Origin of the sequence: Arthrobacter sp. IK3, assembly GCF_051337705.1 — a bacterium.
Classification (GTDB): domain Bacteria; phylum Actinomycetota; class Actinomycetes; order Actinomycetales; family Micrococcaceae; genus Arthrobacter_B; species Arthrobacter_B koreensis.
Map to the genome: position 1 here is coordinate 233,322 of NZ_JBPPSW010000005.1, position 23,165 is coordinate 256,486.

The following is a 23,165-nucleotide window of genomic DNA, read 5'->3' on the forward strand; positions in this document are numbered from 1 at the left end:
TTTGCGCTTGGTTTACTACAGCGGTGCGATTGCCCGGTCGCTGGGAGCGACGGGGGCCGGCAGCCTGGTGGAGCCCTCCAGCCACTTGTCGACGGCGGCAGCGCAGGCGCGGCCCTCGGCGATGGCCCAGACAATGAGTGACTGCCCGCGCCCGGCATCTCCGGCCGCGAACACCCCGGGCGTGGCGGTCATGTAGTAGCCGTCCCGCTTGACGTTGGAGCGTTCGTCGAACTCGGTGTTCACCTGCTCCGCCAGTCCTGCCGGTTCCGGGCCGGTGAAGCCCAGGGAGAGGAAGACGAGGTCAGCCGGGATGATCCGCTCGGTTCCGGCCTTCGGCAGGCGCCTGCCGTCCACGAACTCGGTTTCGGCGACCTTGACGCCGGTAAGCTGCCCGCCCTCCCCCACGAATTCGACGGTGGAGGCGAGGTACGTCCGCTCTCCGCCTTCCTCGTGGGCGCTGGCGACTTCGAAGAGCGTCGGGAACATGGGCCAGGGCTGGTGGGCCGCCCGCTCCGCCGGAGGCTGCTTGCCGATTGCCAGGGTGGTAACGGATGCAGCCTGCTGCCGGTGCGCGGTGCCGATGCAGTCCGCACCGGTGTCACCGCCGCCGAGGATCACTACGTGCTTGCCTTCGGCGCTGATCTGGTTCTTGACCTTCTCGCCTGCAACCGCGCGGTTGGACTGCACCAGGTAGTCCATGGCGAAGTGGACGCCGGAGAGTTCACGGCCGGGAATGGGCAGGTCTCGCGGGACCGTGGCACCGGTGGCGATGATGACGGCGTCGTACCGGCGGCGCAGCTGCTCCCAGGAAATGTCCTTGCCCACCTCGACGCCGGTACGGAACCGGGTGCCTTCGGCGCGCATCTGCTCCAGGCGGCGGTCCACCTGCATCTTTTCCATCTTGAAGTCCGGGATTCCATAGCGGAGAAGCCCGCCAATCTTGTCATCCCGCTCGTAGACGGCAACGGTGTGGCCGGCACGGGTGAGCTGCTGCGCGGCTGCGAGCCCGGCCGGGCCGGAACCAACGACGGCGATCGTCTTGTCCGTCAGCCGTTCCGGGGCGTGCGGTTGGACCCAGTTCTCGTCGAACGCCTGGTCGATGATGGAGACCTCAACCTGCTTGATGGTCACCGGCGGCTGGTTGATGCCCAGCACGCAGGACGCTTCGCACGGCGCCGGGCAGAGCCGGCCGGTGAACTCGGGGAAGTTGTTCGTGGCGTGCAGCCGCTCGATCGCTTCCTGCCCCTTGTCCCGCCACGTGAGGTCGTTCCACTCCGGGATGAGGTTTCCCAGTGGGCAGCCCTGGTGGCAGAACGGGATGCCGCAGTCCATGCAGCGGCCCGCCTGTTCCTGGAGCACGCCCTTTTCCTGGCGTTCATAGACTTCCTTGTAGTCCATGATGCGAACTGAAACGGGCCGGCGGGGCTGTGTTTCGCGCTCCCGTACCTTCAAAAATCCGCGTGGGTCAGCCACCGGTTACCTCCAGAATCTTGGTCCATGCTTCGGCGCCGTCGGGGTCCAACCCCGCCTCGGCCGCGGAAGCACGGGCGTCTAGCACGGCTGCGTAATCCCGCGGCAGTACCTTGGTGATGCGGGAAACCGTGGTCTCGAAGTCCTCCAGCAGGCTGGCCGCCAGGGGGGATCCGGTTTCTTCCGCGTGTTGAACCAGCAGGCCGCGGATGATGTCCGCATCCTCGGCGTCCGGCTGCAGCAGCAGCAGTTCGCCGTTGTCCAGGGCGTCCTTGTTCACCCGTGCCGGGTCCAGGTCCACCACGAAGGCGGTGCCGCCGGACATGCCGGCTCCGAAGTTGCGGCCGGTAGAGCCCAGGATCAGGGTCTGTCCGCCGGTCATGTATTCGCAGCCGTGGTCACCGATGCCTTCCACGACGGCAGTGGCACCGGAGTTGCGGACCATGAACCGTTCGCCCACCTGGCCGCGGAGGAACATCTCGCCGCTGGTGGCACCGTAGCCAATCACGTTGCCGGCAATGACGTTGCGTTCCGCCGGGAAGACGTTGCCGCGGTCCGGACGGACAATGATGCGTCCGCCGGAGAGTCCCTTGCCGACGTAGTCATTGGAGTCGCCGTACAGCCGGAGGGTGATTCCGGCCGGCAGGAAGGCGCCCAGGGACTGGCCGGCCTGTCCCGTGAGGGTGATGTCGATGGTGTCCGTGGCCAGGACGTCCGTGCCGAACGTCCTGGTGACCGTATGACCGAGCATGGTCCCCACGGAACGGTCCGTGTTCACCACGTCCAGTGCGATCCGCACCGGCTGGCGGCTGGACAGTGCGTCGGCGCTCATCTCGATCAGCTTGTTGTCGAAGTGCGCGTCCAGTTCGTGGTTCTGCGGAACCAGGCTGCGCAGCGGCGCACCGGGATCCACTTCGTGGCCGCGCAGGATCGGTTCAAGGTCCAGTCCGTCCGCTTTCCAGTGGTCTACGGCAGCGCGGGTGTCCAGCATTTCGCTGTGCCCGATCGCCTCTTCCAGGCTGCGGAAGCCGAGTTCGGCGAGCAGCTCGCGTACTTCCTCGGCCAGGAACTCGAAGAAGTTGACTACGAACTCCGGCTTGCCGGTGAAGCGGGAACGCAGTTCGGGGTTCTGCGTGGCGACGCCTACGGGGCAGGTGTCCAGGTGGCAGACGCGCATCATGATGCAGCCGGAGACCACCAGCGGCGCGGTGGCAAAGCCGAACTCCTCACCGCCGAGCAGGGCTGCAATGACGACGTCGCGTCCCGTCTTGAGCTGTCCGTCCACCTGAACCACCACGCGGTCGCGCAGTCCGTTGAGCATCAGGGTCTGCTGGGTTTCGGCCAGGCCGAGTTCCCAGGGCGCACCCGCATGCTTCAGCGAGTTCAGCGGCGAAGCGCCGGTGCCGCCGTCGTGGCCGGAGACCAGCACGACGTCGGCCTTGGCCTTGGTCACGCCGGCTGCCACGGTGCCGATCCCGGCCTCGGAGACCAGCTTCACGTGGACCCGTGCGGACGGGTTGGCCCGCTTCAGGTCATAGATGAGCTGGGCGAGGTCCTCGATCGAGTAGATGTCATGGTGCGGCGGCGGTGAGATCAGCCCGACGCCGGGCGTAGAGTGCCGGGTGCTGGCAACCCAAGGGTAGACCTTCTGCGCCATCAGCTGACCGCCTTCGCCGGGCTTGGCGCCCTGGGCCATCTTGATCTGCAGGTCATCCGCGTTGGTCAGGTACAGGCTCGTGACGCCGAAGCGGCCGGACGCAACCTGCTTGATGGCGGAACGGCGCTCGGGGTCGAGCAGCCGGTCCACGTCTTCCCCGCCCTCGCCGGTGTTGGACTTGGCACCCAGCCGGTTCATGGCGATCGCCAGTGTCTCGTGCGCTTCCTTGGAGATGGAGCCGTAGCTCATGGCTCCCGTGGAGAAGCGCTTCACGATGCTGGAGACCGGCTCGACTTCCTCCAGCGGGACCGCCGGCCGTTCGCCGATCCTGAAGTCCAGCAGTCCGCGGAGGGTCATCAGGTTCTTCGCCTGGTCATCCACGCCCTGCGTGTACGCCTTGAAGACGTCGTAGCGGCGCTCCCGGGTGGAGTGCTGCAGGCGGAAAACGGTTTCCGGGTTGAACAGGTGCGGCGGGCCTTCGCGGCGCCACTGGTACTCGCCGCCGTTTTCGAGGCTGCGGTGCGGTTCCTCGATTTCGTCGGCAGGGTAGGCGGAGGTGTGGCGTGCCGCGGCTTCGGCCGCGATCACGTCCAGTCCGACGCCACCAAGCTGGGTCTGGGTGCCGTGGAAGAACTCGTCCACCAGTTCCTGGCCCAGGCCGATGGCTTCGAACGTCTGCGCACCGCAGTAGGAGGCCACGGTGGAGATGCCCATCTTGGACATGATCTTCAGGACGCCCTTGCCCAGGCCCTTGATCAGGTTGGCGACGGCCTGCTCCCGGGTGACGCCCGTGATATCGCCGTTGCGGACCAGTTCCTCGCAGCTTTCCATGGCCAGGTACGGGTTCACGGCGGAGGCGCCGTAGCCGATCAGCACTGCTACGTGGTGGACTTCGCGGACGTCGCCGGCTTCCACGAGCAGGGAGATCTTGGTGCGGTTGGCGCTCTTGAGCAGGTGGTGATGCACTGCTGAAAGCAGCAGAAGGGAAGGGATCGGCGCCCACTGGGCGTTCGAGTCGCGATCGGAGAGCACAATGTACTGCACCCCGCGGTTCACTGCACCGGAGACCTTTTCACAGATCTCGCTGATGCGTGCGCGCAGCTCCGATTCACCGCCGTCGGGCCGGTAAAGCCCGCGGACCTTCAAGGCAACCTTCTCGCCGTCCTCGTTCCTGAGGTTGGCGATCTTGGCGAGCTCGTCATTGTTGATCACCGGGAACTTCAGGGCGATCTGGTGGGTTTTTACCTGGCCCAGGGCCAGCAGGTTGCCGTTCGGCCCAATCGAGCTCTGCAGCGAGGTGACGAGTTCTTCGCGGATGGCATCCAGCGGAGGGTTCGTGACCTGCGCGAAGGACTGCACAAAGTAGTCGAAGAGGAGCCGGGGCCGCTTCGAGAGCACCGCGATGGGAGTATCCGAGCCCATGGCGCCCAGTGGTTCGGCACCGCTGCGGGCCATGGGGCCGAGCAGGATGCGCAGTTCTTCCTGGGTGTAGCCGAAGGTGCGCTGGCGGCGGTTGATGGAAGCCTTGGTGTGCAGCACGTGCTCACGCTCGGGCAGCTCTTCCAGGGAAACCTGGTTCTCCCGGACCCATTCGGCCCAGGGATTGGCGGCGGCGATCTCGGCCTTGATTTCCGAGTCCTCCACCAGGCGCCCTTCGGCGGTATCCACCAGGAACATCTTGCCCGGCGAGACGCGGCCCTTGCGGACCACCCTGGCCGGATCGATGTCCACCACGCCAACCTCGGACGCCAGGACTACCAGGCCGTCCTCGGTGATCCAGTACCGGGCAGGACGCAGGCCGTTGCGGTCCAGCACGGCGCCAACTTGGTCTCCGTCTGTGAAGGAAACGGCCGCCGGACCGTCCCACGGCTCCATGAGCATTGAGTGGTACTGGTAAAAGGCGCGGCGGGCGGGATCCATGGTCGCGTGGTTTTCCCAGGCTTCGGGGATCATCATCATCACCGCGTGGGTGATCGGGCGCCCGGAAAGCATCAGCAGTTCGGCAACCTCATCGAAGGACGCCGAGTCGGACGCACCGGGGGTGCAGATCGGGAACAGTTCCTCGGGTGTGTCCCCCAGCAGCGGACTCTTGAGCTGGGACTGGCGGGCGCGCATCCAGTTGCGGTTGCCCTTGACCGTGTTGATTTCGCCGTTGTGCGCAATGGTGCGGAACGGCTGGGCCAGGGGCCAGGAGGGGAACGTGTTGGTGGAGAAGCGCGAGTGCACAATGCCGAGCTTGGTCTTGAACCGCGGATCGGAGAGGTCCGGGAAGAACGGCTCCAGCTGGGCCGTAGTAACCATGCCCTTGTAGACCATGGTCTTGGAGGACAGGGACGGGAAGTACACACCGAACTTGTTCTGGGACCGCTTCCGCACGCGGAAGGCCCGCGCGTCGAGGTCCGTGCAGTCCCCGTCTTCCGGGGCAAGGAACACCTGGACGAAGTACGGCATGCACGCCCGCGACATGGCGCCCACCAGGTCGGCAACGACGGGCACCTCGCGCCAGCCAAGAACTCTCAGTCCCTCGGACTCGGCAATTGCCTCGACGCCGGCACGGGCTGTTTCCTGCTCGCGGTCTTCGGTGGGGAGGAAGGCCGTGCCAACGGCGTACCCGCCGGGAGCGGGAAGCTCAAAGCCGGCGACGGCGCGGAAGAATTCGTCGGGAACCTGGGTGAGGATGCCGGCTCCGTCGCCGGTGCCTTCGTCAGCGCCTACTGCGCCGCGGTGTTCGAGGTTGCGCAGTGCAGTGAGCGCCGCGTCAACGATGTCATGCCCTGGCTCGCCGCGGAGCGTGGCGATGACGGCCAGGCCGCACGCGTCCTTCTCGTTCTCGGCGCGGTACAGGCCTGAATCTTCCGGGTAGGCCGCGAACCGCTGGAACGGAGACACCACCTGGGCGGCCTGCGGGGACGTTGCGTCAGTCATAGGGTAAGTCCTTCCCCCTGTTGAGCGTTGGGAGGGGACGACGTTGGCCCCACACGGCCGGCATCTACCGTCCGGTGTGTTGGATGATTTTACGGTCGCTTAGATGTGAAAGCCCTGCATGCTGGGATGGGGCCGGCTCACAATCGAAGGGAACCGTCCGGTGTCCTGCCGGGGTTGTCCCCGGCACGGTTACCGCTAGCCGCCACCGCGGTGTGGCATCCGGACCGGCGGCGGGTGGTAACCCGCGCTGCACGGTCCTAGTTGGCTGGGCCCGAGTCTTCGGGCCGCTGAGGCTTGGCTGCCTCATTTTTTGTCTCTGCGACAGTAGCACGCGTGTCATGCGTTTGTGATCCAGAATTCACATTCGGGGAATCTGTTTCGCTCTTGTTATCAACCGCGGAATTGTTACCGCGGCCAGCAGTTTCACTGCCTGCAGGGGTGTGTCCGGGCAGCGTCAGGGACGGTTCGGGCTGCTTGCGGGCCCGCACGCTGAGGTAGGTGAACATGCCGATCGACACCAGGAAGATCAGGATGGAAGTCCAGACGTTCAGGCGCTGCGTGATGCCCAGGATGGTGATCATTTCCGCATCGTCAATGCGCAGCATTTCGATCCAGACTCGCCCGGCGGTGTAGAACGCGGCGTAGAGCCAGAACAGGCGTCCGCCGCGCAGCCTGAAGCGGCGGTCCAGCACCAGCAGCAGGGCGACGCCCGCAAGGTTCCACAGCGATTCATAGAGGAACGTGGGATGGAACAGGGTCCCCGGTGCCGCGCCGTCGGGGAAGTTTGTGTTGTTGGGGTCAATCGCCAGTCCCCACGGCGCGTCTGTGGGACCGCCGAAGAGTTCCTGGTTGAACCAGTTGCCCCAGCGACCCACGGCCTGGGCAAGGAGCACGCCGGGCGCTGCGACATCGGCAAAGGTGGAGAGTTTGATTCCCGCCCGGCGGCAGCCGATCCAGGCGCCGACCGCCCCAAGGGCGATCGCGCCCCAGATTCCCAGGCCGCCCAGCCAGATCTGCGGGATCAGGGCCAGGTTTCCGTTGGGACCAAAGTAGGCGTCAGGCGAGGAGATGACGTGGTACAGCCGCCCGCCGATGATGCCGAACGGTATGGCCCAGATGGCGATGTCCCAGACGGAGTCCGGCGGCAGCCCCCGCCGCTTCCAGCGGACGGACGTCATCCACAGGGCCAGGATGATTCCGGCCAGGATGCACAGCGCGTACGCATGGATGGTCAGCGCCCCCAGTGAGAAGCTGCTGAACTCGGCGGGCGGGCTCGGGATTGCGGCCGGAACCGCCAGGGACATCGGCATGGTCAGTTCTTTCGTGTTCCGGTACTGAGTTCGCGGGTCAGCTCACCGACGGCGGCCGCTCCGCCGTCGCGGAGGGCAGCGACCAGCGCGGTTCCGACGATGACGCCGTCGGCATAGGAGCCGATCTCGCGCACGTGGCCGGCGGTGGAAACGCCAAGGCCCACGCAGACACGTTCGGCGCCTGCGGCGCGGGCGGCACGAACAACTCCTTCCGCGGCGTCGGACACCTGGTTGCGGGTGCCGGTCACGCCCATGATCGAGACGGCGTAGACAAAGCCGCGGCTGGCTTCGACCGTGGCCTTCATGCGGTCAGCAGTGGAGGACGGCGCCACCAGGAACACCCGGTCCAGGCCATAGGTGTCAGACGCTTCGATCCATTCGCCGGCTTCGTCGGGAATGAGGTCCGGCGTGATCAGTCCGGCTCCCCCGGCTTCCGCAAGCCGGCGGGCAAACTCGTCCACACCCATGCGCATGACGGGGTTCCAGTAGGTCATGACCAGCACCGCGGCGTCGGTCTCGGCGGTGATGCCGGCGACGACGTCGAACACTTCCTGGACCCGGAAACCGCCTTCCAGGGCCTGGCTGGTGGCCGCCTGGATGACCGAACCGTCCATGACGGGATCCGAGTACGGAATACCGATTTCAATGAGGTCCGCTCCCCCGCGTGCCAGTTCGATGCCGGCAGCGATGGTCTCCTGGACGGACGGGAAGCCTGCCGGAAGGTAGCCCACCAGGGCGGCGCGGCCGTCGGCGCGTGCCCGGTCGATTGCGGCGGCGGACTTGCTGGCGGTCGAGACGCTCACAGCTGTTCTCCTTCTTTGCCGATTTCGGCTTCAGCTGACTTCTCATCCAGCAGGTTGAACCATTCGGCGGCGGTGGCTACGTCCTTGTCGCCGCGGCCCGAGAGATTGACCAGCACGATCTTCTCCGAAGCGTCGCCGTCCTCGGCGGCCAGCCGCTGGCCCACCTTGATGGCGCCGGCCAGGGCGTGCGATGACTCGATGGCCGGGATGATGCCTTCGGTTCGGCAGAGCAGCTTGAAGGCCTCCATGGCTTCGGAGTCGGTGACCGGTTCGTAGGAAACCCGTCCGATGTCCGCGAGGTAGGCGTGCTCCGGTCCAACGCCGGGATAATCCAGCCCTGCGGAAATCGAATGGGATTCGATGGTCTGGCCGTCTTCGTCCTGCATCAGGTAGGTGCGGGCGCCGTGCAGCACACCGGGGCGGCCCAGGGTGATGGTGGCCGCGTGGCGCGGGGTATCCACACCGTCGCCGCCGGCTTCGAAGCCGTAGATCGCAACGGACGGGTCATCCAGGAAGCCGTGGAAGATGCCGATCGCGTTCGATCCTCCGCCGACGCAGGCGCAGACGGCGTCGGGCAGTTTCCCGGTCTGCTCCAGCATCTGAGCGCGCGCTTCCTCGCCGATGACCTCGTGGAAGTAGCGGACCATGGCGGGGAACGGGTGGGCGCCGGCCGCGGTGCCCAGCAGGTAGTGCGTGGTGGAAACGTTGGCCACCCAGTCGCGCAGGGCTTCGTTGATGGCGTCCTTGAGGGTCTGGGAACCATTGGTCACCGGAATGACCGTGGCGCCCAGCAGTTCCATGCGGGCAACGTTCAGGGCCTGCCGCCGGCAGTCCTCCGCTCCCATGTAGACCACGCATTCGAGGCCCAGCAGGGCAGCTGCCGTGGCGCTGGCCACGCCGTGCTGGCCGGCACCGGTTTCGGCGATGATGCGGGTCTTGCCCATGCGCTTGGCGAGCAGTGCCTGGCCCAGGACGTTGTTGATCTTGTGCGAGCCGGTGTGGTTCAGGTCTTCACGCTTGAGGAAGATGCGCACACCGCCGGCGTGCTCGGCGAAACGCACGGCTTCGGTGAGCAGGGAGGGACGGCCGGAGTAGTTCTTGTTCAGCTCGGCGATCTGGGCGGTGAACTCAGGGTCTGCCTTTGCCTTTTCGAACGTTTCCGTCAGCTCATCCAGGGCTGCGATGAGGGATTCGGGCATCCAGCGGCCGCCGTAGGCACCAAAGTAGGGTCCGGCGGCGTGGCGCAGGGACTCCCCGCCTGCCAGGAAAGAGTCCGTCACCTGCCCGTCCACGGTTTGTTCTGGCGTGCCTGCCGCGGCGGCGGGAGTGCTGTTTTCCGGGATCCCGGTCATGGAGCTGTCCTGTCCTGCTCTAGTCCGTGGGCCGCTGAGGGCGGTTTACGGAAAGTTTGTCGAAAGTAAGTCCTCAGCGTCCGCTGGCCTGCAGCCGGTCGGCGATAGCCCCGGCTCCGGTTTCCATGAACTCCGCGATGGTGGCTGCGGGGTCATTGTGCTTCACGAGCGCTTCGCCCACGAGTACCGCGTTGGCGCCGTGAGCTGCGTAGTGCGCGACGTCGGCTGCGTCCCGTACACCGGATTCCGCCACCACTACCGCACCGGCGGGGATGGATTCGGAAAGCGCGGCGAAGACGGACCGGTCCACGTCGAGGGTCTTCAGGTTGCGGACGTTCACGCCGATGATCCGGGCTCCGGCTGCACCGGCCCGCTGGATTTCCTCGGCCGTGTGCGCCTCGACCAGGGCGTTCATGCCCAGTTCGTGGGTCAGGTCCAGGAAGGAACGCAGGTCCTCGTCATTTAGGGCTGCCACGATGAGCAGCACCAGGTCCGCGCCGTGGGCCCGGGCTTCCCAGATTTGGTAGGGATCCACGGTGAAGTCCTTGCGCAGCACCGGAATGCTGACGGCGGCACGGACGGCGTCGAGGTCCGCCAGGGAACCCTTGAAGCGGCGCGCCTCCGTGAGGACGCTGATGACCGATGCGCCGCCCTGTTCGTAGCGCCGGGCCAGGTCCGCGGGGTCCGCGATGTCGGCGAGGGCACCCTTGGAGGGGCTGGACCGCTTGACCTCGGAGATCACGCGCAGCGAGGCGCGGGGGATGTCGTTGCCGCCCAGGGCAGCATAGGCATCAAGTGCAGGAGCGGCCTGGGCGGCGCGCTCCTGCACCTTTTCCAGCGGCATCTCATGCTGCCGCTGGGCCATGTCCTCGCGGACACCGGCAATGATGTCGTCGAGAACTGACACTTAGTGTCCGCTGTTCTTCAGCTTTGAGCCGCCGACGCCGTAGCCGGCCTTGCGCATAGCAAAGCCTACGATCAGGCCGACCACCATGACGCCGAGGCCGATGTTGAACCAGAGCCAGCTGGCGATGACGAAGCCGATACTGGAAACCAGGGCACCGGCCATCATGATCAGTACGCAGGTCCAGGCGGCCGGGGTGTTGCCGTGGCCGATGGTCTCGTCATGGATGCTGGCGTGTACCTCGGCGTCGTTCTCGGGCTTGGTGTCCTGCTGGTCAACGGCGTTTGTGCTCATGGTAAATCTCCTCGTAAACGGGTCTGGCATCCATTCTGCCATTAGCTGGCAGAAACTCTCGTACTTGTTGCGCCGCGTGCTGTGCGGCCCAGGCTCCGCTCAGCGGAAGTTGGTGGGGTCTTCACCTTTGGTCAGGCGGTCCCAGCTGTCGATCTCGTCGATCGGCGGCTGCGTGGACTTCTCCTTCACGGCAGCGCCGGTGGCCGGCTGTGCTGCGTAGCGTCGGGAGACAGCCCAGGTCCTGGCGGCGACTGCCAGCCACACGGCCGCCAGCGCGATGAGCACACCGGCTGCCGCGGCCAGGTACGGCATGGCAGTGAGCGTGATGTCAGCGCCTGCACTGTTGCTCACGCCGATGGCCTTGCCCACGGCTCCGGCGGCGCCCTGGGCGGGGTCCGCAATCACGGAGACGCTGGCCGCAGTGATGCCGACGCCGGCAATCAGCAGCACGGCGGCGATGACCCAGCGGGCCACCTTCCCGGCGATGGAGGCTGCCAGTGCTGCGGCCAGCGCGACGACGGCAAAGGCGGTGACGGCGGTGGCCGCGTCGCTGCCGCTGACGGCAATGTCAGGAGTTTCCACGGCGGCCTGCGGGAGGACGACGTCAAGCCACGTCTGGGTGGTGGTGCCGAACGCCGCCGCGCCCAGCAGGACAGTGCCCAGAACCATCGTGGACTTGCGCCGCCAGCGCGGGGCGGCGGCCGGTTTGGTGCTCACTTCAGTTGTCCTGTCTGTTGAAGATCTGCCTGGCGACCGTGGGAGTCACCGGCTCCAGTCCCCCGGCGATCAGCGCGGCGCGCAGCGGTGCTGCGGCCTTGTTGACCGTTTCCTGCGCCTCGGCCTCGAGGTCCGAGTCCGCGACGATTCCACCGCCGGCCTGCACATAGGCCTTCCCGTCGCGCAGCAGCGCGGAGCGGATGGCGATGGCCATGTCCATGTCCCCGGCGAAGTCCAGGTAGCCCACCACGCCGCCGTAGATGCCGCGCCGGTGGGGTTCAAGCTCGTCCAGCAGGCGCAGTGCGCGTGGCTTCGGCGCCCCGGAGAGCGTGCCGGCCGGGAAGGTGGCGGAGAGCACGTCATAGGCGGAGTGCTGCGGCGAGAGCTCGCCGACCACCGTGGACACCAGATGCATGATGTGGCTGAAACGCTCCACTTCCATGAACTGGGTGACGTCCACGCTGCCCGGGCGGCAGACCTTGGAGAGGTCGTTGCGGGCCAGGTCCACGAGCATCAGGTGTTCGGCCCGTTCCTTCTCGTCGGCCAGCAGTTCCTCAGCCAGCGCGCGGTCCAGTTCCTGCGTTTTTCCGCGCGGCCGGGATCCGGCAATGGGGTGCGTGATGACTTCGCTGCCGGTCACGGTCACCAGTGCCTCGGGCGAGGAGCCGACGACGGCGAACGGGTTGCCCCGGGAGTCCTCGAAGTTGAACAGGTACATGTACGGGCTGGGGTTGGTGTTGCGCAGCACCCGGTACACATCCAGGGCCTCGGCCCGGCAGTCCATTTCAAACCGCCGGGAGATGACCACCTGGAACACCTCCCCGTCCACGATGGCTTCCTTGCCGCGTTCAACCGCCTGCAGGTATTCGGGCTTGGGCCAGGATTCCTTGACCCCGGCAGTCAGCGCACTGACGTCCACCGTGCCGCCGTCGAGCACCGTGACGGCCTGGGGCGAGTGCGCTGCGAGGCGGTCCAGCATGCTGTGCAGCCGCGCGACGGCGTCCTGCCAGGCATCGTCCACACGTTCGTCGGAACCGTCGAAGTTGATGGCGTTGGCCACCAGCAGCACCGTGCCGTCCGAGTTGTCGTGGATGGCCATGTCCGAGACCAGGTTCATGGCGATTTCCGGCAGGTCCAGGTCATCCACGGGCGGCGACGTCAGCTTCTCCCAGTGGCGTACCGATTCCCAGCCGACAAAACCGACCAGGCCGGAGGTAAACGGCGGCAGGCCTTCGAACCGGTCGGTGGCCAGCAGCTGCAGGGTCGCGGCCATCGCCTCGACCGGGTTCCCGTCCACGGGCACGCCGGCGGGCGGCTCGCCCAGCCAGCAGGCGGCACCGTCACGGGTGGTCAGGGTGGCACGGGAACGGGCACCGATAAAGGAGTAGCGGGACCAGACACCTCCGGTGGCGGCGGACTCCATCAGGAAGGTGCCGGGCTCACCGCCCGTGAGCTTCCGGTAGATGCCAATGGGCGTGTGCGCATCGGCCAGCACTTTCAGCCGGACCGGGACAACGCGCCGGTCAGCGGCCAGCGCCCGGAATTCCTCCAGGGTGGGAGAGATAACACCTAGATCCTGCATGTATCGGGCTTTCGGTTTTGAAGGGAAGTTTTAGGAAGAGACCGGAAGGCCGCGGCCTTCGAAGCAGGTCCTGGTGCCGGTGTGGCAGGCAGCACCCACCTGGTCCACGCGCACCAGAAGCGCGTCGCCGTCGCAGTCCACTGCCACGGACTTCACGTGCTGCACGTGGCCGGACGTGTCGCCCTTGCGCCAGTACTCCTGCCGGGAACGGGACCAGAAGGTCACCCGGCCGCTGGTCAGCGTGCGGTGCAGTGCTTCGTCGTCCATCCAGCCGAGCATCAACACCTCCGAAGTGTCATGCTGCTGGATGATCGCAGCAACCAGCCCGGCGTCGTCGCGCTTGAGCAGTGCAGCCACGGCGGGGTCCAGTTCGGAGTCCGGGCGGGGGGTCTGGGGGGTGGTGTCTGTTGCCATCGCTACGATTCTAGTGGCTTTGGCCGCACCGGAGCCGAATGGCCGCGTTTGGCGGGCAATGCAGGGTGTTCCATGCTAGTTTCAGCAGTGATGCAATTCGTAGAACCCTCACGTGAAGTCTTGGCCGAAACACTGCTCGCGGCCGGTCCCCACGCGCCCACGCTCTGCGAGGGGTGGGAGACCCGGCATCTTGCTGCGCACCTTTACCTGCGCGAACACCGGCCCGCCTCTGCACTCGGATTTTTCGTGAAGCCGTTCGCCGGCAAGACGGCAAAGGCCATGGATACCCTCGCGGCGAAGGCTTCCACTTCCGAGGGCTACGCCAAGCTGGTCAAGTCCTTCCGGTCCGGCCCGCCGCTGCTCTCCCCCATGCAGCTCAAGTCCGTGGACAACAGCGCGAACCTCGTGGAGTACTTCGTTCACACGGAGGACATCCGCCGGGCCGGCGACCGCTGGGCGCCGCGTGCCCTGGACTCGGAATACTCCGAAGCGCTGTGGTCTGAACTGCTCAAGCGTGCTGCCCTGCTCTACCGCGGCGTCGACGTCGGCATTGTCCTGGTCCGCCCGGACGGGCCGCGGCACGTGGCCAAGCGGGCCGCTGTTTCCGTGGCGATCGTCGGCGAACCGTGTGAGCTCCTGCTGCACGCCCACGGACGCACGCAGCAGGCGCTGGTGATGTTCGAGGGCCAGCCCGACGCCGTCGCGCTCCTCGAGAGCGCCGAGATTGGCCTGTAGGCGGTTCCGAAAAGCACCTCATTCAACGAAAACAGGGCCCGGCAGAGTTGCCGGGCCCTGTTTCCTTACGCCTTGTTACCGGACGGGATAGCCCGCGTCGGAAATGGCCTTCTTGACGTCGGCAATGGCGTTGTCCGGGCCGAAGTGGAAGATGGACGCCGCCAGGACCGCATCCGCACCGGCTTCGATTGCCGGCGGGAAGTGCTCCGGCACTCCGGCACCGCCGGAGGCGATCAGCGGCACCTGCACGGCAGCGCGGACGGCCCGGATCATTTCCAGGTCGAATCCGTCGCGGGTCCCATCAGCGTCGATTGAGTTCAGCAGGATCTCCCCCACACCGCGGTCGGCGGCCTCCTTGGCCCAGGCAACGGCGTCAATCCCGGTGCCCTTGCGCCCGCCGTGGGTGGTGATTTCGAATCCCGACGGCGTTGAACCGTCATGCGTGCGGCGTGCGTCCACGGACAGGACCAGAACCTGCGAGCCGAAGTGCCGGGTGATCTCGTCAATGACGTCCGGCCGGGCGACGGCCGCGGAGTTGATCGAGGCCTTGTCCGCGCCGAAGCGCAGCAGCCGGTCCACGTCCTCAACGGTGCGGACACCGCCGCCCACGGTCAGCGGAATGAAGACTTCCTCGGCGGTGCGGGAGACGACGTCGAACACCGTATCGCGGGCACCGGAAGACGCGGTGACATCGAGGAACGTCAGTTCGTCCGCCCCTGCCCGGTCATAGCGGTGCGCCAGCTCAACCGGGTCGCCGGCGTCGCGCAGGCCCTCGAAGTTGATTCCCTTGACCACGCGGCCGGCGTCGACGTCGAGGCAGGGAATAACACGGATGGCAACACTCATGACTGCGCTCCCCTAGATCCGGCAGGCGTGGATGGTGCTGACCAGGATGGCGCGGGCGCCCAGGTCGTACAGCTCGTCCATGATGCGGTTGGTGTCCGACTTCTTGATCATGGAGCGCACGGCAACCCAGTCCGAGTCCCGCAGCGGGGAGACGGTCGGCGATTCGAGGCCCGGCGTCAGGGCTGCGGCTTCCTCCACCAGTTCCTTGCGGACGTCGTAGTCCATCATCACGTACTGGCGTGCCACCAGGACGCCCTTGAGACGGCGCTTGAGCACGTCGAGTCCGGCAGGGCTGGCACCCCTGCGGCCAATCAGCACGGCCTCGGACTTGAGGATCGGCTCACCGAAGATTTCCATGCCCGCTGCACGCAGCGTGGTTCCGGTCTCAACGACGTCGGCGATCGCGTCCGCAACGCCCAGGCGCACGGAGGATTCGACGGCGCCGTCCAGGCGGACCACCGAGGCATCCACGCCGCGTTCGGCAAGGTAGTCCCGCAGCAGTCCGTCGTAGCTGGTGGCTACACGTTTGCCGTTGAGCTCTTCCAGGGATGCGAACTCCCCTACCGGTCCGGCAAAGCGGAACGTGGAAGCACCGAAGCCCAGGCTCATCAGCTCTTCGGCCTCTACCTGGGCGTCCAGGAAGAGGTCGCGTCCGGTGAGTCCGACGTCGAGCGTTCCGGAGCCGACGTACACGGCGATGTCCCGGGGACGGAGGAAGAAGAATTCGATGTCATTGTCGGGATCGACCATCACCAGTTCGCGGCTGTCACGGCGCTGGCGGTATCCGGCCTCGGAGAGCATCGCGGAGGCGGATTCGGAAAGGGCGCCCTTGTTGGGCACGGCTACACGGAGCATGTTCTTTGGTTCTTTCGCTGGAAGTCAGAGAGAAACTGGGCCTGCCGGCGGGCCACACACTGTTTGAGGGGTGCTCAAAAGGCAGCGCGTGGCTAGAGATGCTTGTAGATGTCCTGCAGGGTGAGGCCTTTGGCCAGCATCAGGACCTGCAGGTGGTAGAGCAGCTGGGAGATTTCCTCCGCAGCGGCTTCATCAGATTCGTACTCGGCAGCCATCCAGACTTCTGCGGCCTCTTCGACTACCTTCTTGCCAATGCCGTGGACGCCGGACTCGAGTTCGGCGACGGTGCGTGACCCGGCAGGCCGGGCAGCCGCCTTCTCACTGAGTTCGGCAAATAGCTCTTCGAAGGTTTTCACAGATCAAGGGTACGCTCTGCGTCACAATCTGCCCCACTCCGGCCCGCGTGTGTGACGAACGCCGCTTCCCGCGGGCACGGCCTCGGGAGCTATCCTTCCGCCGGCCCCTTCGCGTCCTTGTCCTCTCCGGCTTCCCTGGCGTCCAGGATTTGGTCCATTCCCAGGGATGCCAGGGCCGCGATCGCCGCCATGACGTACCGCGGACGGGTTGCACCGCGCCTGCGCAGCCAGGTCTCCATGCGCTCATCCACGAGCAGGCTCAGCGCCAGGAACGCGCTGGATATGATGCCCACTGCCGCGGCGAAAGCGGTTAGCGTGAACGTCATTTTCCGGGCGGAACCCTTGTTTGTGCGCACGTAGGAAGGAGCAGCAGCGGAATCTGGAGGGGTAACCAGATCCACCCTTCCGGCGGCTGCCAGCTCGCGTCCCTGCCGGGCTCCCCGCAGCACCGCTGCGGCCGTGATGAGGCCGGTGGCCGCGCCGGGAACCAGGACATAGGCGCGGCGCACAGCGGGTGACCAGCCGGCCGGACTTTTCAGGGTGAGTGCACCGGACAGGGCGGCCAGCGTGAGCGAAAGCGGAAGATTCTTCATGGCCATCACGGTACAGGCAGGCAGGGACGAACCACCTTCGGTCCAGGTCTCCCGGGTGGAATGATGGGAGCAGAAGCCATCCAGTCCTGAAAGGGCGAACCATATGGCGGACACTGCACCGTCCCCCGCCGGCAGCCGCACCCGCGTGCTCGTTGTCGCCATCCTCGCCTCCTTCGTGGCGTTCCTCGACGGCAGCATCGTCACGGTGGCGCTGCCTGCCATCGGGGAGGACCTCGGCGGCGGGCTTGCCACCCAGCAGTGGACGGTCAACGCCTATCTGCTCACGCTGGGCGCTCTGATCCTGCTGGCCGGTTCGCTCTCGGACTCCTTCGGCCGGCTCCGCGTGCTCACCTGGGGACTGATCGGCTTTGGTGCGGCGTCGATCGCGTGCGCCCTCGCGTGGGATCCGTGGATCCTCGTCATCGCACGCGCAGTTCAGGGCATGGCGGCCGCCCTGCTGGTACCCAGCAGCCTGGCGCTGATTACGACGGCGTACGGCGGGCCGGCGCGCGCCCGCGCCATCGGTACGTGGACGGCGTGGACCGGGACCGCCGCCATCATCGGCCCGCTGCTGGGCGGGATCCTCGTTGACTGGGCTACCTGGCGGCTGATCTTCGCCGTCAATGTCCTCCCCGTAGCCCTGACCCTGCTGCTGATGGTGGGCCTGCAGGACAGCCCGCGGCGGCGGACCGCGCTGGACCTGCCCGGTGCCCTGCTCGCGGTGACCGGGCTGGGCGGCTCCGTCTACGCGCTGATCGAGCAGGACCGACTGGGCTGGGGCAACCCGGCGGTGTTCCTGCCGCTCGCCTTCGGTTTGGCTGCGCTGGCCCTGTTTGTCCTCCGTGAGGCACGCACCAGTGCACCCATGATGCCGCTCGGCCTCTTTTATGCCCGCAACTTCCGCTACGGCAACCTGGTGACCGCTGCAGCGTACGGTGCACTGTCCCTCGGCACCTTCGCGCTCACTGTCTTCGTGCAGGAAGGCGCAGGATTCAGCGCACTTGAAGCCGGCCTGATTTCGCTTCCGGTACCGCTGGCGATGCTCGCGTTCTCTACCTACTTCGGAAATCTCGCAGGCCGGTACGGGCCGCGGATCTTCATGACAGCTGGACCGCTCATTATGGGCGCCGGGTTCCTGCTCATGCTGGCCGTCTCCCCGCCGCTGAACTTCCTCACCCAGCTGCTCCCCGGCCTGCTGCTGTTCAGCCTGGGACTGGCGGTCATGGTCGCACCGCTGACCGCCGCGGTGCTGGGTGCGCTGGACGAGACTGACGCCGGCATCGGGTCCGCGGTGAACAACGCCGTCAGCCGGGTGGCGGGTTTGGTGACTGTTGCGCTGCTTGGGACTATTTCCGGCGGGTCCCTCGACTATTCCGGCTTCCGGCAGACGGCACTGGCAACGGCGGCTCTGTTCCTGGTCGCAGGGCTTATCGCCTTCCTTGGGATTCGGACGCCCGAACGGGACAACAGCCCGGCCTAGCGGCGCACGGCGCGTCCGCTGACACAGTGCGCACCGAGTGCAAGGATCATCTTGTGCGGGAATAGCGTCCCGCACTGATATTCGGCCGGCCAGGCCCACCCTCCGCGACAGGACAGCGATACCCTTGACCGTCACCCTCCGCAACGTCCGCCCCTGGGGCGGCAAACCCGCCAACGTCACATTGGACGGCGGGGTGATCACGGCCCTCGAACCTGCGCGTCCGCAAGCTACCGGCACCACGGGCACCGGAAGTCCCGCGGAGGAAATCGACGGTGCCGGACGCATCCTGCTTCCCTCCTTCTCGGACGTCCATGTGCATCTGGACTCCACGCGCATCGGCCTGCCGATGCGTCCGCACACCGGGGCACCGGGCGTGTGGGGAATGATGCTGAACGACCGCAAAAACTGGCGCAGCGCCGAATCCTCGGTGGCGGACCGTGCCACCACCTGCCTGGGTGCGATGATTGCCCGGGGAACCACCCGGGTCCGCACGTTTGCGCAGGTGGACGTCGACGCCGGCCTGGAACGCTTCGAAGGCGTCCTCGCAGCTCGGGACGCCCACCGGAACCGCGCCGACGTCAAGGTCATCGCGTTCCCCCAGGCGGGACTGCTCCGCGAAGCCGGCAGCGCCGAGGTCCTCGAGGAAGCCCTCAAGCTGGGGGCCGACGTCGTAGGCGGCATTGACCCCTGCTCCCTGGATCGTGATCCCGTCCGGCATCTGGACATCGTGTTTGGCCTTGCCGAGAAGTACGCCGTTCCGGTGGACATCCATCTGCATGAGCCGGACCAGCTTGGCCTGTTCAGCGCCCAGCTGATTGTGGAACGCACCAAGGCACTCGGCATGCAGGGCCTGGTGACGATTTCGCACGGCTACGGACTGGCCGACCTCCCTGCCGGCCAGCTGCAGGAACTCATCGACCAGTTCGCGGCCCTTGACATCTCCATGGCCACTATCGCTCCCGCCGGGCAGCCGCTGCCGCTGCAGCAGCTCGCGGCAGCCGGAGTCCGCGTGGGACTGGGACAGGACGGCCAGCGGGACTACTGGTCCCCCTACGGCAACGCTGACATGCTGGACCGGACGTGGCAGCTGGCGTTCACCAGCCGGTTCCGCGCCGATGAGCTCATAGAGCACTGTGCCGCCGTCGCCAGCATTGGCGGCGCCAGCGTCCTCGACCCGCAATCGCGCAGGTTGTCATCCGTTGCCGACCGCCCGGGGCTCAGTGTGGGGGACCCGGCTGAACTCGTGCTGGTCGAAGGGGACACGGTGACCGGAGCGGTCATGGACAGGCTGCCCGGCCGCACCGTCATCCACCGGGGGCGGGTAGTTGCGGACGGTCTGGAACTGGTCTGACCAGCGCCGGCACCCGCCTCGAGTCCTAGACCCCGGCCCCACGCAGCGCGTCCACGGTATTCACCGCAGCGGCAAAGGCCTCATAACCCTTGTCCTCCGAGGAGCCGTCAAGTCCGGCACGGTCCAGCGCCTGTTCCTCGGTGTCACAGGTCAGCACCCCGAATCCAACCGGCGTTCCGGTCCGGACACTCACCTCGGTCAAGCCCTGGGTCGCCGAGGAGCACACGTAGTCGAAGTGCGGGGTTCCGCCGCGGATAACGACGCCGAGGGCCACCACGGCGTCGAAGTGCGGTGCCAGCCGCGCGGCAGCCACGGACAGCTCGTAGGTGCCCGGGACCCGGATCAGTGTGGGGCCAAGCCCGGCGTCGGACGCCGCGCGCAGGGAGCCTGCAATCAGGCCGTTCATCACTTCGGTGTGCCAGCTGGCGGCAACGATTGCCACCTTGATAGCCAGTCCCTTGGCCTTGATGCTGCTGACGTCATTATCGGGGGCGCCGTGTCCGCTCATGTCTGTTTTCCTTTGCTGGAAGTGGTTAACCCTGCTGCACGGGACGTGCCCGCAGCAGGTTCAGGTGGTGGTTCATGCGGTCCCGCTTGGTCTGCAGGTACCGTTCGTTTTCGGCTCGGACCGGCACCTCGGAGGGCACCATCGCCTCCACGGTGACGCCATGGACTTCGAGCCGTTTCCGCTTAGCCGGGTTATTGCTCAGGAGCCGGATGCGGTCCAGGCCCATCGCCAGCAGGATTTCCGCCGCTGCCTGGTAATCGCGGGCGTCCACCGGCAGGCCCAGCTGCTCGTTTGCTTCCACGGTGTCCGCACCGGCTTCCTGCAGTGCATACGCCCGCAGTTTGTTGGCCAGGCCGATTCCCCGGCCCTCGTGGCCGCGCAGGTACAGCACGGTGCCGCCGTGCAGGCTTACCAGTCCCAGGGCCTGTTCAAGCTGTTCCCCGCAATCGCAGCGGTAGGAGGCAAAGACGTCCCCGGTCAGGCACTCCGAGTGCAGCCGCACCAGGGGGCTGCCGGCGTCGGGCGCCGTCCCCCGGGCGGAGACTGCCAGATGTTCCGCTCCGGTCCGTGGATCCGTCCAGACCTGGGCGGTAAAGTCTCCGAACGCGGTGGGCAGCTGGACGACGGGTCCGGGCACCACAACTGCGCTGTCCTTCATCGCTCTCCTCCTGCTGACACGGGCACGGCGGCCAGATACGCCGCCAGGTCCTCGATGGAAACCAGCGGCAGGCCGTGCTCATCCGCGAATTTCCGCAGTGCCGGCAGGCGCATCATTGATCCGTCGTCGTGGACCAGTTCGGCAATCACTCCCACGGGCGTGCAGCCGGCGAGCCGGGCCAGTTCGACGGCGGCTTCCGTGTGTCCGCGGCGGGCACGGATCCCGCCGTCGTGGGACCGCAGCGGAAAGATGTGTCCGGGACGGTTCAGTCCGGACGCTGCGGACGCCGGATCCGCCAGGACCCGCGAGGTCAGCGCGCGGTCCGCGGCGCTGATCCCGGTGCTGGTACCTTCCGCGGCGTCGCAGGAAACCGTATACGCGGTGCCCTTAACGTCCTGGTTCACCGCTGTCATGGGCGGCAGGTCCAGCCGGTCCGCCCAGTCCCCCGGCATCGGAACACAGATGACGCCGGAGGTGTACCGCACGGTGAAGCCCATCAGCTCGGCTGTGGCGTGCTGGGCCGCGAAAATGATGTCCCCTTCGTTTTCGCGGTCCTCATCATCCACCACCACGACGGCGCCGCCCGCCGCCACGGCGCGCGCTGCGGCGGCGATGCTGTCCAGCCGGATACTCATGGCTGCACCATCCCTTCAGCGGCCGGGGCGGAAGCGGGCTGCGAGGCAAAAGCCAGCAAGCGCTCTGCGTACTTCGCGAGCACATCAACCTCCAGGTTCACCGGGGATCCGGGTTCCAGCGCTCCGAGACCGGTCTCAGCCAGGGTGGTGGGAATGAGTCCGACTTCGAACCAGGGAGCCGGGTCCTGCGGCGCGCTCACGGCGGTGACAGTAAGCGAGACGCCGTCGACGGCGATCGAGCCCTTCTCGGCGATGTAGCGGGCCAGCTGCGGCGGCACGCCGAACCGGAGCCGGTCCCAGCTGCCCAGGTCCTCGCGTTCCAGCAGCGTTCCCACCCCGTCCACATGCCCCTGCACCACGTGTCCGTCCAGTCTTCCGCCGGCTGGAACACAGCGTTCAAGGTTCACCTTGCGTCCGGGCTCGAGCGCTCCCGTGGTGGTGCGGTCCAGGGTTTCGCCCATGACATCCAGCAGGATCCGTGCACCGTCCAGCGCGGTGGCCGTGAGGCAGACACCGTTAACGGCGATTGAACCGCCCGGTTCCAGCCCGGCGGACGTCCCCGGGGCCTCAATGACCAGTACCTTACCGGCGCCGGTGGTATCGGTTTCCAGGGAAACTACGCTGCCCTGTTCAGCAACAATTCCGGTAAACACGTTCTAGTCCTTTGGTTCGTTCACGAAGTCTGGCAGTGGTTCAAGATGCAGCCGGAGGTCCGGTCCCACGGGAACGGCAGCCCCGCCGCCGGCGGAATCCCAGCGCCAGCGCTGGATGTGCGCCATGGATGCGATGCCCAGACCGGCAAATGCCGTTGTGCCCGCGCCCAGCAGCGCAGGGGCGGTGTAGGCCAGCAGCTCATCGGCGAGTCCGGCACGCAGGAACGCTCCGGCCACGGTTCCGCCGCCCTCCACCATCAGGTGGCGCACGCCGCGCCCATACAGTTCAGCCAGGACGACAGCCGGATCATGCGTTGGGATCTGCACGAACCGCCCGTCCGTCCCCCGGACCCGCGCCCCGCTGGAAACCGGAGTACGTCCCATGACCACGCGCAGCGGCTGTTTCTCCGTCCGGCTGCCGTCCGGGTTGCGGGCGGTGAGCTGCGGGTCATCTGCGCGGATGGTCCCGGTTCCCGCCACAATGGCGTCCACCCGCAGGCGAAGTCCCTGGGCGTCGGAGCGCGCCTCGGCTGACGTTATCCACTGGCTGGTCCCGTCCGCAGCGGCCGTCCTGCCGTCCAGCGTCTGCGCGGTTTTGACGGTCACGAACGGACGGTGCGCTGCAGCGGCTGCCGCCCACCGGTGGTTCAGCTCCCGGGACTCGTCCCCACGCAGCCCGCCTTCAACGTCCACCCCGCCGGCGGCAAGCGTGGCTGCTCCCCCGGCGGCGGCGTCGTTAGTATCCGCCGCGGCGTAGGCCACCCGGGCAATCCCGGAGCGGAGGATGGCCTGTGAACACGGCCCGGTGCGGCCGGTGTGGTTGCACGGTTCAAGGGTGGCAACCATGGTGGCGCCGCGCACGTCCGCCCCTGCCGCTGCCGCAGACGCCAGCGCGGCGGCCTCGGCGTGCGGTGTTCCGGCGCCCCGGTGGTATCCGGTGGCCAGGACCTCCCCGGATGGGGCTAGGATGACCGCACCCACCAGCGGGTTCGCCCCGCGCACACCCCTGCGGGCGAGCTGGAGGGCCTGCGTCATGGCCGCCGTTTCCGCCTCGGAGAAGGCCATGG

General features: G+C 66.9%; 22 protein-coding genes. 3 read left to right on the forward strand and 19 right to left on the reverse strand.

Annotation, left to right across the window (positions count from 1 at the left end; genetic code table 11):
- Positions 1-15: 15 nt before the first annotated feature.
- The 10 genes from ACSLGO_RS08910 to hisI form a co-directional block, all read right to left on the reverse strand.
- The gene (locus ACSLGO_RS08910) at positions 16-1,473 is read right to left on the reverse strand and encodes a glutamate synthase subunit beta (RefSeq protein WP_277664815.1); all 1,458 of its coding nucleotides are present in this window, start codon (positions 1,471-1,473) and stop codon (positions 16-18) included.
- Positions 1,466-6,052: a glutamate synthase large subunit gene (gene gltB, locus ACSLGO_RS08915; RefSeq protein ID WP_325786372.1), complete on the reverse strand. Its 4,587-nt coding sequence runs from the start codon at positions 6,050-6,052 to the stop codon at positions 1,466-1,468. The genes ACSLGO_RS08910 and gltB overlap by 8 nt, the downstream gene beginning before the upstream one ends.
- Before the next feature lie 257 nt (positions 6,053-6,309).
- Positions 6,310-7,362 (reverse strand): prolipoprotein diacylglyceryl transferase, encoded by a 1,053-nt coding sequence (gene lgt / locus ACSLGO_RS08920; protein ID WP_436400946.1) that lies wholly within the window; start codon positions 7,360-7,362, stop codon positions 6,310-6,312.
- A gap of 2 nt (positions 7,363-7,364) precedes the next feature.
- Positions 7,365-8,165, reverse strand: a complete 801-nt coding sequence (gene trpA, locus ACSLGO_RS08925) for a tryptophan synthase subunit alpha (RefSeq protein ID WP_325786374.1) — start codon at positions 8,163-8,165, stop codon at positions 7,365-7,367.
- A complete protein-coding gene (gene trpB / locus ACSLGO_RS08930; RefSeq protein ID WP_263128877.1) occupies positions 8,162-9,517 on the reverse strand; it encodes a tryptophan synthase subunit beta in 1,356 nt (451 codons plus the stop codon). The genes trpA and trpB overlap by 4 nt, the downstream gene beginning before the upstream one ends.
- Before the next feature lie 73 nt (positions 9,518-9,590).
- Entirely contained in the window at positions 9,591-10,424 is an 834-nt protein-coding gene (gene trpC, locus ACSLGO_RS08935) for an indole-3-glycerol phosphate synthase TrpC (protein WP_325786375.1), read from the reverse strand.
- Complete coding sequence (locus ACSLGO_RS08940; protein ID WP_255300527.1) at positions 10,425-10,715, reverse strand: HGxxPAAW family protein; 291 nt, start codon at positions 10,713-10,715, stop codon at positions 10,425-10,427.
- A gap of 99 nt (positions 10,716-10,814) precedes the next feature.
- Positions 10,815-11,432 carry a Trp biosynthesis-associated membrane protein gene (locus tag ACSLGO_RS08945; protein WP_436400947.1) on the reverse strand — a complete coding sequence of 206 codons (618 nt, stop codon included), beginning with the start codon at positions 11,430-11,432 and terminating at the stop codon, positions 10,815-10,817.
- A gap of 1 nt (position 11,433) precedes the next feature.
- Positions 11,434-13,014, reverse strand: a complete 1,581-nt coding sequence (locus ACSLGO_RS08950; protein WP_436400948.1) for an anthranilate synthase component I — start codon at positions 13,012-13,014, stop codon at positions 11,434-11,436.
- A 30-nt stretch (positions 13,015-13,044) separates the two neighbouring features.
- Positions 13,045-13,428 carry a phosphoribosyl-AMP cyclohydrolase gene (gene hisI, locus ACSLGO_RS08955; protein WP_325786378.1) on the reverse strand — a complete coding sequence of 128 codons (384 nt, stop codon included), beginning with the start codon at positions 13,426-13,428 and terminating at the stop codon, positions 13,045-13,047.
- Positions 13,429-13,518: 90 nt separating this feature from the next.
- Here hisI and ACSLGO_RS08960 point away from each other — a divergent pair, with 90 nt between their 5' ends.
- Positions 13,519-14,163, forward strand: a complete 645-nt coding sequence (locus ACSLGO_RS08960) for a TIGR03085 family metal-binding protein (protein ID WP_091605284.1) — start codon at positions 13,519-13,521, stop codon at positions 14,161-14,163.
- A 75-nt stretch (positions 14,164-14,238) separates the two neighbouring features.
- Here ACSLGO_RS08960 and hisF read toward each other — a convergent pair whose 3' ends face one another.
- The 4 genes from hisF to ACSLGO_RS08980 form a co-directional block, all read right to left on the reverse strand.
- Positions 14,239-15,009, reverse strand: coding sequence for an imidazole glycerol phosphate synthase subunit HisF (gene hisF, locus ACSLGO_RS08965; protein ID WP_325786380.1), 771 nt, complete (start codon positions 15,007-15,009; stop codon positions 14,239-14,241).
- 12 nt (positions 15,010-15,021) lie between these two features.
- Entirely contained in the window at positions 15,022-15,864 is an 843-nt protein-coding gene (gene hisG, locus ACSLGO_RS08970) for an ATP phosphoribosyltransferase (RefSeq protein WP_263128871.1), read from the reverse strand.
- Positions 15,865-15,956: 92 nt separating this feature from the next.
- Entirely contained in the window at positions 15,957-16,220 is a 264-nt protein-coding gene (locus ACSLGO_RS08975) for a phosphoribosyl-ATP diphosphatase (RefSeq protein WP_091605292.1), read from the reverse strand.
- Between the two features lie 89 nt (positions 16,221-16,309).
- The gene (locus tag ACSLGO_RS08980; RefSeq protein ID WP_263128870.1) at positions 16,310-16,813 is read right to left on the reverse strand and encodes a hypothetical protein; all 504 of its coding nucleotides are present in this window, start codon (positions 16,811-16,813) and stop codon (positions 16,310-16,312) included.
- A 103-nt stretch (positions 16,814-16,916) separates the two neighbouring features.
- Between ACSLGO_RS08980 and ACSLGO_RS08985 the strand changes: the two genes are divergently transcribed.
- Together ACSLGO_RS08985 and ACSLGO_RS08990 are read left to right on the forward strand one after the other, a co-directional pair.
- Positions 16,917-18,293: an MFS transporter gene (locus ACSLGO_RS08985; RefSeq protein WP_325786384.1), complete on the forward strand. Its 1,377-nt coding sequence runs from the start codon at positions 16,917-16,919 to the stop codon at positions 18,291-18,293.
- Positions 18,294-18,417: 124 nt separating this feature from the next.
- Complete coding sequence (locus ACSLGO_RS08990; protein WP_325786385.1) at positions 18,418-19,644, forward strand: amidohydrolase family protein; 1,227 nt, start codon at positions 18,418-18,420, stop codon at positions 19,642-19,644.
- A 25-nt stretch (positions 19,645-19,669) separates the two neighbouring features.
- Here the strand turns inward: ACSLGO_RS08990 and ribH are convergent, their stop codons facing one another.
- Genes ribH through ribD form a run of 5 tightly spaced genes read right to left on the reverse strand, consistent with a single transcriptional unit; the run spans position 19,670 to position 23,163 of the window.
- A complete protein-coding gene (gene ribH / locus ACSLGO_RS08995; RefSeq protein WP_436400949.1) occupies positions 19,670-20,152 on the reverse strand; it encodes a 6,7-dimethyl-8-ribityllumazine synthase in 483 nt (160 codons plus the stop codon).
- A 25-nt stretch (positions 20,153-20,177) separates the two neighbouring features.
- Entirely contained in the window at positions 20,178-20,810 is a 633-nt protein-coding gene (gene ribA / locus ACSLGO_RS09000; protein ID WP_377955583.1) for a GTP cyclohydrolase II, read from the reverse strand.
- Positions 20,807-21,445, reverse strand: coding sequence for a 3,4-dihydroxy-2-butanone-4-phosphate synthase (gene ribB / locus ACSLGO_RS09005; RefSeq protein ID WP_436400950.1), 639 nt, complete (start codon positions 21,443-21,445; stop codon positions 20,807-20,809). The genes ribA and ribB overlap by 4 nt, the downstream gene beginning before the upstream one ends.
- The gene (locus tag ACSLGO_RS09010) at positions 21,442-22,098 is read right to left on the reverse strand and encodes a riboflavin synthase (protein ID WP_436400951.1); all 657 of its coding nucleotides are present in this window, start codon (positions 22,096-22,098) and stop codon (positions 21,442-21,444) included. The genes ribB and ACSLGO_RS09010 overlap by 4 nt, the downstream gene beginning before the upstream one ends.
- Positions 22,099-22,101: 3 nt before the next feature.
- Positions 22,102-23,163, reverse strand: coding sequence for a bifunctional diaminohydroxyphosphoribosylaminopyrimidine deaminase/5-amino-6-(5-phosphoribosylamino)uracil reductase RibD (gene ribD / locus ACSLGO_RS09015; protein WP_377955586.1), 1,062 nt, complete (start codon positions 23,161-23,163; stop codon positions 22,102-22,104).
- Positions 23,164-23,165: the final 2 nt, after the last annotated feature.

Coding starts and splice junctions, on each gene's coding strand:
- trpB (WP_263128877.1), bottom strand. CDS start 9,517: ATGACCGGGATCCCGGAAAACAGCACTCCCGCCGCCGCGGCAGGCACG.
- ACSLGO_RS08960 (WP_091605284.1), top strand. CDS start 13,519: ATGCAATTCGTAGAACCCTCACGTGAAGTCTTGGCCGAAACACTGCTC.
- ribD (WP_377955586.1), bottom strand. CDS start 23,163: ATGGCCTTCTCCGAGGCGGAAACGGCGGCCATGACGCAGGCCCTCCAG.
- hisG (WP_263128871.1), bottom strand. CDS start 15,864: ATGCTCCGTGTAGCCGTGCCCAACAAGGGCGCCCTTTCCGAATCCGCC.
- ACSLGO_RS08980 (WP_263128870.1), bottom strand. CDS start 16,813: ATGAAGAATCTTCCGCTTTCGCTCACGCTGGCCGCCCTGTCCGGTGCA.
- hisF (WP_325786380.1), bottom strand. CDS start 15,009: ATGAGTGTTGCCATCCGTGTTATTCCCTGCCTCGACGTCGACGCCGGC.
- ribH (WP_436400949.1), bottom strand. CDS start 20,152: ATGAGCGGACACGGCGCCCCCGATAATGACGTCAGCAGCATCAAGGCC.
- ACSLGO_RS08985 (WP_325786384.1), top strand. CDS start 16,917: ATGGCGGACACTGCACCGTCCCCCGCCGGCAGCCGCACCCGCGTGCTC.
- ACSLGO_RS08940 (WP_255300527.1), bottom strand. CDS start 10,715: ATGAGCACAAACGCCGTTGACCAGCAGGACACCAAGCCCGAGAACGAC.
- hisI (WP_325786378.1), bottom strand. CDS start 13,428: ATGGCAACAGACACCACCCCCCAGACCCCCCGCCCGGACTCCGAACTG.
- ACSLGO_RS08950 (WP_436400948.1), bottom strand. CDS start 13,014: ATGCAGGATCTAGGTGTTATCTCTCCCACCCTGGAGGAATTCCGGGCG.
- ribA (WP_377955583.1), bottom strand. CDS start 20,810: ATGAAGGACAGCGCAGTTGTGGTGCCCGGACCCGTCGTCCAGCTGCCC.
- ribB (WP_436400950.1), bottom strand. CDS start 21,445: ATGAGTATCCGGCTGGACAGCATCGCCGCCGCAGCGCGCGCCGTGGCG.
- lgt (WP_436400946.1), bottom strand. CDS start 7,362: ATGCCGATGTCCCTGGCGGTTCCGGCCGCAATCCCGAGCCCGCCCGCC.
- gltB (WP_325786372.1), bottom strand. CDS start 6,052: ATGACTGACGCAACGTCCCCGCAGGCCGCCCAGGTGGTGTCTCCGTTC.